This is a genomic window from Salinicoccus kekensis (assembly GCF_900220995.1).
Lineage (GTDB): Bacteria > Bacillota > Bacilli > Staphylococcales > Salinicoccaceae > Lacicoccus > Lacicoccus kekensis.
The window spans coordinates 138,147-149,214 of the sequence record NZ_OBQF01000007.1 but is presented as its reverse complement, the minus strand read 5'-3'; the positions used below and the strand labels follow the sequence as shown (position 1 = coordinate 149,214).

General features: G+C 52.4%; 6 protein-coding genes. All 6 read left to right on the top strand.

The window, feature by feature from the left end; all coding sequences use genetic code 11:
• Positions 1-391: 391 nt before the first annotated feature.
• Positions 392-1,720, top strand: coding sequence for a glucose-6-phosphate isomerase (locus CRN96_RS12670; RefSeq protein ID WP_097042795.1), 1,329 nt, complete (start codon positions 392-394; stop codon positions 1,718-1,720).
• 81 nt (positions 1,721-1,801) lie between these two features.
• Positions 1,802-2,401 carry a TVP38/TMEM64 family protein gene (locus CRN96_RS12665; protein WP_097042792.1) on the top strand — a complete coding sequence of 200 codons (600 nt, stop codon included), beginning with the start codon at positions 1,802-1,804 and terminating at the stop codon, positions 2,399-2,401.
• 12 nt (positions 2,402-2,413) lie between these two features.
• A complete protein-coding gene (gene lepB / locus CRN96_RS12660; protein WP_097042790.1) occupies positions 2,414-2,944 on the top strand; it encodes a signal peptidase I in 531 nt (176 codons plus the stop codon).
• Positions 2,945-3,002: 58 nt separating this feature from the next.
• Positions 3,003-6,494: a PD-(D/E)XK nuclease family protein gene (locus CRN96_RS12655; protein WP_097042789.1), complete on the top strand. Its 3,492-nt coding sequence runs from the start codon at positions 3,003-3,005 to the stop codon at positions 6,492-6,494.
• On the top strand, positions 6,433-9,927 hold the full coding sequence (gene addA, locus CRN96_RS12650; protein WP_245844712.1) for a helicase-exonuclease AddAB subunit AddA: 3,495 nt from the start codon (positions 6,433-6,435) through the stop codon (positions 9,925-9,927). Before CRN96_RS12655 ends, addA begins: the two co-directional genes overlap by 62 nt.
• Positions 9,917-11,017 carry a DUF418 domain-containing protein gene (locus tag CRN96_RS12645; RefSeq protein WP_097042785.1) on the top strand — a complete coding sequence of 367 codons (1,101 nt, stop codon included), beginning with the start codon at positions 9,917-9,919 and terminating at the stop codon, positions 11,015-11,017. The genes addA and CRN96_RS12645 overlap by 11 nt, the downstream gene beginning before the upstream one ends.
• Positions 11,018-11,068 lie beyond the last annotated feature (51 nt).

Genomic DNA, 11,068 nt, shown 5'->3' with positions numbered 1-11,068 from the left:
CCGCCCCAGCCATGGCTGGGGCGGGAAACCCCACATACTGAGTAACTACATATCTGTACTTTAATCCTTATTACACAGGATTATGGACTTGACTTCCTCACATCCGACTTATGTCACAGGAAGACGTTTTATGACATAACTTCCCGCCTCACTACCGACTTATGTCACGGGAGGGTGTTTTGTGACATAACTTCGCTCCTCACCACCGACTTATGTCACAGGAAGGCGTTTTGTGACATAACTTCCCGCCTCACTACCGACTTATGTCACACCAGGGCGCATCGCACCATAACTCCACCGCCGCCCCGCACCGGCACAAAGGGATATCAGTTGATTTCCTGTCTGTACATTTCTACAATTAATTAAAAGACATTTATAAAGGGATGGTTTGATGACTGAGAATTTTATTCGGCTGGATCTTGAGCATACCCGGAATTTTGCGGGCGATCATGAAATCGGCATGCTTGAGCCATACATAGAAGCGGCGCACGAAGCAATCGTGAACGGGACGGGGGCCGGCAGCGAATTCCTCGGCTGGACGGACCTGCCGGAAACTTATGACAGGGATGAGTTCGAAAGGATCAAAGAAGCGGCACGGGCGATCAACGGCCACTCGGATGTGCTGGTCGTGATCGGCATCGGCGGCTCCTACCTTGGTGCGAAGGCGGCCCTCGAAATGCTGAACCCGACTTTCGAAAAAGAAGGGACGGAAGTGATCTTCGCAGGACATCACCTCTCTGCACATTATATGAATGAACTTAAAACCCATCTCGCGGACAAGGATTTCTCCATCAACGTCATCAGCAAATCCGGGACGACGACGGAGCCGGCAATCGCATTCCGCATCTTCAAGCAGCTGCTGGAAGAGAAGTACGACGATGTAAGGGACCGGATATACGTCACGACCGACCGCAGCAAAGGTGCATTGAAGCAGCTCGCGGATGCGGAAGGCTATGCGACGTTCACGGTGCCGGACGACATCGGCGGCAGGTATTCTGTCCTAACCGCGGTGGGACTTCTGCCGATGGCCGCTTCCGGCATCGACATCGATGCGGTGATGGAAGGCGCACAAAATGCAAAAAAGGAACTTTCATATAAAGACACTTCCCGTAACCCGGCCTACCAGTACGCCGCAATCAGGAACATCCTGTACAAAAAAGGGTATCACACGGAGCTTTTTGCGAATTATGACGAGCGCCTGAAGTACTTTGCCGAATGGTGGAAGCAGCTGTTCGGTGAAAGCGAAGGGAAGGACAATAAAGGCATCCTGCCGCACAGTGCGAATTTCACGACCGACCTCCATTCACTGGGCCAGTACATCCAGGACGGCCGGCGCGGCCTTTTCGAGACGGTGATCAATGTCGAGGCGCCGATGAGCGACATCACAATCGAATCGGATAAAGAAGATCTCGACGGCCTGAATTATCTTTCCGGCATGACGGTTGATGCCGTCAATAAAAAAGCGGTCGAAGGCACGATGCTCGCCCATGTGGATGGCGGCGTGCCGAATATACTCATCACCGTCCCGGATTTCTCGGCGCGGACATTCGGCAGCCTTGTGTACTTCTTTGAACTTGCCTGTGCGATGAGCGGTTACCTGCTCGGGGTCAACCCCTTCGACCAGCCCGGTGTCGAGGCCTACAAGAAGAACATGTTCGCACTGCTCGGCAAACCCGGATTCGAAGCATTACAGAAGGAATTGAATGACAGACTCCGCTAAAAATTATATAATTAAATGTAATCTTGGAATAGGCTATATTATTGCAATATAGCCTATAATCTTTTTTGCGGGGTCATTTCATTGGAGCGTCTGATAGAGTTATTCACAACCGAGGAAGGCATACAGTCCATCTTCGAACAGTTCGAGCAATTCGGCATATTGGCGGGTTTTCTCCTGGTCATATTGGAAGCTTTCCTTCCGGTATTGCCGCTGTTTGCCATCGTCATTTTAAACATCAATTCCTACGGCTTCCTCGTCGGCTTCACAATGAGCTATTCGGCAACTGTGATAGGCAGTTTCCTTGTCTTCCTGACCGTCAGATTCCTGTTCCGGAATGCGGCCCAGCGGTATATCCACAAAAGGGAGAACCTTGAAAGGCTGCTCCGCTTCGTTGATGAACGCGGGTTCACATTCGCCTTCATCATGCTGGCGCTGCCCTTCACCCCGACATCCGTCGTGAACGTGATTGCGGCCCTGTCCAATATGAGGAGTGAAGTGTATCTGCTGATACTGGTCGCCGCCAAACTGATCATGATCGGCTCGATGGCGCTGGTCGGCTATGACATCACGGAATTCTTCAATTCGCCGGTGCGCCTTGTCGTCTCGCTTTTGTTATTGGCGTTATTATACTTTTTCTCGAAATGGTATCAGCGTTATTTGAATAAGAAATTGAAAAAATAGAGGTGCATCCCAGTGAAAAAAGAAATTCTGGAATGGGTGATGGCGATTGCGATCGCCATAATTTTAATCGTGGTGATCAGGACCTTCTTCTTCGTCACCTATACGGTCGACGGACTCAGCATGGATCCGACGCTGCAGGACGGCGACCGCGTCGTCGTCAATAAATTCATGGATAACTTCACCGATTATGAATACCCGGAAGTCGTCGTATTCGATTCGGATATGGGTCCGGCGTATGTGAAGCGTGTCATCGGCACGCCGGGTGATGAGGTCGAGATGCGGGATCAGCAGGTCTATGTCAACGGGGAGCCGCTAGAAGAGGATTACGTGGTACACACCGGGGAATCGTACATGGACAACTTCACACTGAGTGACCTCGGGGTGGAGGGGGATGTGATCCCGGAAGACCACTATCTTGTGCTCGGTGACAACCGTCCGGTTTCAAGGGACGGACGCGACTTCGGGCTGATCCATGAAGACAGCATCGTCGGTGAAGTCCAGCTCAGGTTCTGGCCGCTGAACGAGATCACAGTCAATTTTTAACCATATGAAGACACCTTTTTTCAGGGTGTCTTTTATTTACTTATAAAGGAGTGGGACCATGAGAGTCAATATTTGGACGGGCGTCAGCGGTACGGGTAAGACGGACCAGATGTTTAAGGAAATCGAGGCGATCACGCTGGATGAGCCGCTCGGCTCGAGCATCTACATCATCACACCGACCCAGAACACACTGCAGTATGAACGCATACTCACTGCCGGCAGGAATGAAAACCTCACCGGCAGCCTCCGGGCCGGCGTGTTCAGTTTCCAGAGGTTCATCTGGCATATATTCAATGAGATCGGCGGAAACAGCCGCGAGACGCTGAGTGAAAGCGGCCAGGTGATGCTCCTGCATAAGCTGATGGATGATATGAAGGAGAGCTTCAAATATTATCAGGATTCGAGCCAGTACATCAGATTCTCCAAAAAAGTGCTCGATATGCTGAAGGAATTCAGGACATACCAGGTGTCGGTCGACGACATCGGCAGCGTCAGATCCGAAAAGGAACGCTACCAGGACAAGCTTTACGACCTGACGCGGATTTATCAGAACTGGCTCGAGCTCATCGGCGAGCTCAATATAGAAGACCTGAACATCATCAATACATTCATGACGGCACTGGATATGAACCCCGACATCAAAGTGCTGAAAGACGCCGTGATCTACATCGACGGTTTCCACAACTTCACGGAAAGCGAGTTCCAGCTGATTGCGGCCCTCGCGAAGCGGGTGAAGACGGTCAATATACTGCTCACCCATAAGGGTGAGAATAAAACCCTCTTCAGAAAGACGGACGCGAGCATCACACGGCTCCAGGAGCTGCTCGGCAGCGCGGTCAACATCGTCCATTTCGAAGATGAGTTCAGGCGTTCCGGCAAAATGGGGCTGATCCAGCTTGAGGAATATTTTTCAAAAGGAAAACCCATGACCCTCTATGATGGCATCTCGATCACGGAGTCGCCGAACATCATCGATGAGGTCACGAATGTCGCACGTGAGATCGAGCGGCTGACAGCAGACGGCATCCATTACAGGGAGATCGGGATACTTTACCGCGATGAGGCCTACATCCGCCATATCGAATCGATATTCCGGCGGTTCGACATCTCCTATCATGTGGACCAGAAGGTGCCGATGCACTCCCACCCGTTCGTCCAGTTCATCATTTCGGTGCTGGAATGCTACATGCGCAGGTTCGAATTCACCGCCCTGATGGATGTGCTGAAGGCGGAATACATGACAGGACCAGAAGAGCGGGACTTCATCTTCCAGTTTGAAAACTTCGCACTTGAACGCGGACTGACAAGAAGCGCACTTTTCAAGGACGAGCTTTTCACGGTGAGGAGATTCAGGGACGGCGAAGGTGAGATCAGGGAAATTGATGTGAGCGATGAAGTGGCGGACCTCCTGACCTTCAAAAATGATGTGCTGGGCCGCCTGTCCCGCCTGTTCGACCGGTTCGACGAAGCGGAGAACGTCCTCCAGTACATTACGATCATCCATGAGTTCCTCGCTGAAGAGGGCATCATGGAGAAGGTCGAAGCGGAAATCCACGCACTTGAGGAGACCGGCGACATCGTGAAGCGTGATGAGACGGAGCAGGCATTCAACCATTTCGTGAAGATGCTGGATGATGCATACATCGTCTTCAGGGAGGAGCCCGTCTCATTTGAAATTTTCCATGAAACGTTCAAGGACGGCCTTTTGAATGCGGAATTCAGCCTGCTCCCGTCGACGATCGACCAGGTCATCATAGGCAATCTGGATCTCGCCAAAGTCGAAAACAAGAAGCATGTATTCATCATCGGCATGAACCGTAATGTGATGCCGAAAGAGACGCGGAGCAACGCGCTCATCAGGGAAGAGGAAAAAGAACTCTTCGAAGCTCATGACATCATCCTTTCGCCGAGTGCCAAAGTGCTCGCACAGGATGAGCGGTTCGTCTTCTACCACGGGGCGACCCGGGCAAGTGAGGGGCTCCACATCAGCTTTTCCAACACGCTGCAGGGCGGGGAGCCGACGAAGATCAGCCCGTTCGTCGAGGAGATCATACCGGAGCATGACTATCAGAGGGATCTCGTGTACCGCCGGACGTCCCTGTATGGGAAGTTCGAGCCTGAAAAACTGGTGTCGTCGGCACGCAGCATGGAGGCGCTGATCCACCTGAAGCTCAGGGAGCTGCTCGGCATACACAATGCCCCGATCAGTGAGCTCGCGCGCTATCCGGAGTATGCGACATGGATCCGGCTGTACCAGATCATCAAAAGCCATGATACGACCGGCATGTACAGGAGGCTGAACTTGAGCCTCACCGATGACAACCGCGCAACACCCGTCACACCGGACACCGCCGAAGCGCTTTACGGCGAATCGATGCATGCCAGCGTCTCGAGGTTCGAGTCATTCAACCGCTGCCAGTTCCAGCACTTTGCAAATTACGGCCTCAAGCTGAACGTCAGGCAGCCTTACAAGGTGGCGCCGCTCGACCTCGGTAACCTCTATCACCATGTGCTTGAAAATGTGACGCGCAAGCTGGATTTCACATTCCAGCATGAGGAAGCGCACATCGAAAAAGTCACGGAAACGGCGATCGACGAGGAAGCTCAAGCGATACAGCACGGCATCTTCAATGATTCATATTACAACGCTTCGCTGAAGCGGAGGGCGAAGGATGCGCTGACCCGGCTGATCTATTTCATGCGGGACATCGAGCGCCTCGGCGAGTACAAAATTGCACATGTCGAACTCGGGTTCGGCAAATCACGCGATTCCCTCGGCGAAGTCATCCTTGAAAGTGATGCAGGCAGGAAGATTTCCTTGAGGGGTAAGATCGACCGCATCGATGTATATGAAAGCGGCGGCAATTCCTATGTCAACCTGATCGACTACAAATCGAGCACGAGGAAGATTTCGCGTGCAGGGATACTGAACGGCCTCGAGCTGCAGATGATCACCTACATGCATGTGTTGACAACGAACGGCACCGGTCTGTTCGAAGGCGAAGTGCGGCCGAACAGCATGCTCTTCTTCCCGGTGAAAGACCCAGTGCTCAATTTGAAGGCGGAGACGGAACCCGCCGAAATACTGAAGGAGCAGAATAAACAGCTCAAGCCCGACGGCGCCTTCATCAATGAACATCCCGAGTACGATGAATATATGGACGAGTCCTCGATCGGCCTGACCGGGCTCCTGTCCTCGATGGAGGAGTATAAGGACTACAGCGAATTCTATCCGATCACGGTGAGTGCCAAAGGCAAGATCAACGGCATGACGAAGGGCCGGTATTTCAGCCCGGGACTTTTCCGCCATTATGCGGACTACGTGATCGAGATGTATAAAAAAGTGACGGATGAAATTTATTCAGGGGCGAACGAAGTCAACCCGATGTCGACGGGGGATGTGCTGCCTTGCAGCTTCTGTGATTTCAAATTCGCCTGTCGGGTGGACTATTTGATGAATGCCCGGGAGATGCGGGAGAACAAAGTGGATGAATCGGAAATTGAAGCGTTTGAAAGGGAGGTGGCATCTGATGGTGACCTGGACGGATGAACAATATGAAGCGATCCATTACACGGGCTCGGACATACTGATTTCTGCCGCAGCAGGCAGCGGAAAGACGACCGTGCTCGTCGAGCGGATCATACAGAACATCGTGGGCGGCAGGTATTCTGTGGATGAACTGCTCGTCTCCACCTTCACGAACATGAGTGCAAGGGACATGAAGGAAAAGATTGAAAAGGAACTGCGCAAAAAGCATGCGGAGACGGGGGACCCGAGGCTGAACGAGGAGATACTGAAGCTGAACGGGGCGCATATCTCGACGCTCCACAGCTTCTGCCTCTACCTCATACGGATGCACTACAACGTCATCGGCATTTCGCCGGATATGCGGACGCTGTCGGATATAGAAGGCCAGATCAGGCTGGATGGCGTCATAGACCGGGTGCTTGAGGACTATTATGCGGAGGGGACGGATGTCTTCACGGATCTGACGTTCATGACATCTTCGGATAAGAACAACAGCGGCCTGGTGGAAATCATCAAAAGCCTGTATTTCACAGCGGTCGCAAGCCCGGATCCGCTCAGATTTCTGGAAAGCCGGATCGACCAGTATGAAGACGTGTCGCATCTTGAGGCCATCGTCGATGCATATAATGAAATCATCAGGCATAAGCTGATCGCACTCGAAACGTCGCTCCAGGAACTGCACAAGGCGTACCACGCCATTTATCATGAAGACATCAAGGAGACGCAGAAGCGCGATGCATTTGACGCACTGGCGGATCTGATGCGTGCGGTGGAGCGGGCAGTGGAGGCGAACCTCCGCGGCGAAGCCGTCAATCTGCCGCCCTTCTCCTTGAAGGACGGGCGGACGGCATTCTTCAAAAAGATCGCCGATCCCTATGAGAAGAAACACCTGACCGACACTCAGAATAAAGTGAAGCAGTCCTATAGTGAATTATTGTCACTCCCTGCCTATACGGTCGGGGATGCGGTGGATGAACTGTCGCCGATGAATGAGATGAACAACACCCTCATCCGCATCGCCATCGATGTGCTCCAGGGTTTCAGGCATCAGAAGAACCTCCGGAATGAAATGGACTTCTCCGATTATGAGCATTATGCCCTCGCGATACTGAATGCAAACGATCATGAAGTGGCTGAAATTTACCGGGAGCAGTTTAAGGAAATCATGATAGACGAATACCAGGACATCAACCGGGTGCAGGAGGCGATCATCTCCCTGATCAAGAGCGGGGATGAGAAGGACGGCAACCTGTTCATGGTGGGGGACGTGAAACAGTCCATCTATAAATTCAGGCAGGCGGACCCGTCGCTCTTCATCGAAAAAGCGAACCGCTTCAGGAAGCCTGGCAGCGGGAAGATCATCAATTTGAACCATAACTTCAGGTCGAGGGGCGAAGTGCTGGATCTGACCAACAGCCTGTTTGAAAGGATCATGGATGAAACGGTCGGTGAAATCGAATATGATGACACCCAGAAGCTCGTCCAGGGCAACTATCTGGATGCACCGGAAATCAGACAGGAGCTCCATGTGATCGAAGAAGCGGATGAGATCGAAGGGAATGCCGAAATCAGGCACATCATCGATGTCATCAAGGAGAAAGTGTCACGCGGGGCGGATTATAGGGACATCGTCATCCTGACGCGCAATACGACGGATAATGAAGACTACCGGAAAATGCTGAGTGAAGCGGGTCTGCCGGTTTACGTCAACAACCGCACCGGTTACCTCGACACCCTTGAAGTGCGTTCGCTCCTGAGCATACTGTCGATCATCGACAATCCGCTGCAGGACGATCACTTCACCGGCACGATGCGCCTGCCGCAGTTCGATTTCAGCGAGGAGGATATTGCGAAGATCCGCGCCGGATCGGAAGCGGTCTACATGTACGAAGCGGCCCGGGAGTACGAGGCGGAGGACGATCTGAAGAAGCGGCTGGACGGTTTCTTCACGGTGCTCGATGAACTGCGCACACAGGAGCGGTATTTGAGCGTCCCCGAACTGATCGATGAAATTTATTACCAGTTCAATCTTTTGGAATATTTCTCAGGCCTGCCGGGCGGGCAGAACAGGCGGGCGAACCTGAACGGGCTTGTCGAGAAGGCGATGGAATTTGAGGAGATGTCGCATATTTCCCTTTACCAGTTCATCACGACGATCACAAGGATGATCGCAGACGGACAGGACTTCGGCGAAGAGAACACCGTGTCGCCGGATGACGACATCCTCCGGGTGATGACGATCCATGCATCGAAGGGGCTCGAGTTCGATCATGTCATCTATGCCGGCATCCACAGGAATCTGAATTTCAGGGACCTGCATGCCAGGGTGATCGTGCATGCGGATTACGGCATCGGCTTCAAACGTTTCAACAGCCGTGACAATACGATCCTGCCGAGCATCCATTCAATCGTCATGCAGGAATACATCAAGAAGGAGACAATCTCAGAGGAGATGCGCCTGATCTATGTGGCGATGACGCGGGCGGTGGAGCAGCTGACGATACCCGTCGTCTTCAAGAAGGAACAGAAGGAGAAATATCTCTACAACGGCGGCATGGTGCTCGCCGATTACAGGCTGAACATCAACAGCGTGCAGGAACTGATCTTCCCGGTCCTGAAATACTTGATCGATGCAGAGTATGATTTCCTTGAACTCATCGATGTCGAAATCGAGGATGCAGCCGAAGAGGAGAAGATGTACCATCTGTCCCCGGAGACGCTTTTAAATGTGGACGCGGGCCGGGGGGACGGGCTGTATGACAAGTTCAGCCACCGCTACCACAGCCCGGGTCTCACGGACCTTGTGCATAAGGAGTCCGTCACCGAGATCAAGCGCAAAAACAGCACGCATCCGGATGATGCCAAAATCGTCCGTCATACGCGGAAAGTCAACTTAAGGGAGCCGGAATTCCTGAACCGGGGTGTCGAAGCACCGATCTTCGGGACGGTCATGCATGAAGTGATGATGCATCTGATGAATGACTGGCCGAAATTATCCGCACTCGGTGCCGGTGAGTCGGAAGCGTACATCGACCGGCTGATTTCAACGATCCGTGAGAGGGAGACGTTTTTGACCGACGTCCATGTGTACAGGATAAAGGACAACATCTCGAGGTTCTTCAATGATCCCGTGATGATGGAACTGCTTGAAAACCAGAAGCAGATCCATACGGAGATCCCCTTCATAATGAATCAGCAGGCAATCGGCTACTCGGAGCATGAAGATCAGATCGTCCAGGGGATCATGGACTGCCTTCTGGAGATCGATGGACACTACACCATCATCGACTATAAGACCGACTGGGTGCCGCCCGGTGCAGATAAGCGGGAACTTGCGGAACGTTATAAAACACAGATGGATATTTACCGCCGTTCGGCTGAAAAAGCGCTCGGCAGGGAAGTGGAAGTATATCTGTATTTCTTTTTATATGGAGCGATAAAAGTTGAAGACTGACTATAGACAACATATATTTTTTATAATCGGTGCCGCGATCCTGCTGCTGGCACTGTATAACGGGATGAGATTCTCGGTGCCGCTTGACGTCATCAACCCTTATGAATATTTCCACGGCGCCGAAAGGACGAACTTCCAGATCATGAACATGTTCATCGGCGGGGCGGTGGTGCCCCTGATATCCATCGCTGCAGGCTACCTGCTGATGACATTCAGGGCGCACCGGCCGCTGAACGTCATCCTGACGCTCGTCGTCATGCTGTTCTTCATCATGATTTCGACGGTGTTTTTATTCGGATTCGACGCACTGCCCGGGATCATAATCATGAGCATCATCGCGGCACTTTTCCTCCGGCTCGACTGGAAGATCATTCTCGCATCATTCGGGTTTTTATTCGCCCTCCATCTGGTCTTCAACGGCCTGATCATACTGTGGAGCGGGTTCGGCTCGCCGGGTGACATCATCTACTCGAGCATCCAGCAGGTGAACCGCTTCAGCAGCGTCTTCGGCGGATCGGATTACTTCGCGATCATCGGCCTGAACATCGAAGTGTTCATGACTTACCAGCTGGGCAGCTGGTTCATGTGGACGCTCTCGATACTGCCGTGGATCTTCCTCGGCATGGTCCTCCACCACTTCAGCACCGGCGGGCTCATCAGGAACAATGCGGGCATGATGACCGCAGTGGCGGCGGCGCTCATCTTGGGCGGGATCATGATAAAGATCATCGAGATCCTCTCACTCGGCTCATTTGCAGCGACGACATTCGCAATTTACTTCGGTGGGCCGCTGCTCGGTGCGGGCTACTTCATGGCGCTCTTGCTTTTGAGCCTGTTCCTGCCTGAGAAGGTGCGCGCATTATTTGCGGCCGCAGGGGAGAAGGGGCTCACACTGTACATCGCCTTCAATTTCGTGATGGTGGTTTTATTCTACGGATCGGGCTTCGGCCTGTTCGGTGAAGTCTCGATCATGACGACGGTGACCATAGTGCTTGCGGTGTACGCATTGCTGCTCGTCGCAGCCTTCATCCTTAAGCGTCAGGAAATAAAAACCCTGGAACAATTGAGTGTTGTGAATATTAAGAAATGAAAGAATTAAGCATTGATGTTTGGTATAATATATTCAAATACAATTTAAGGA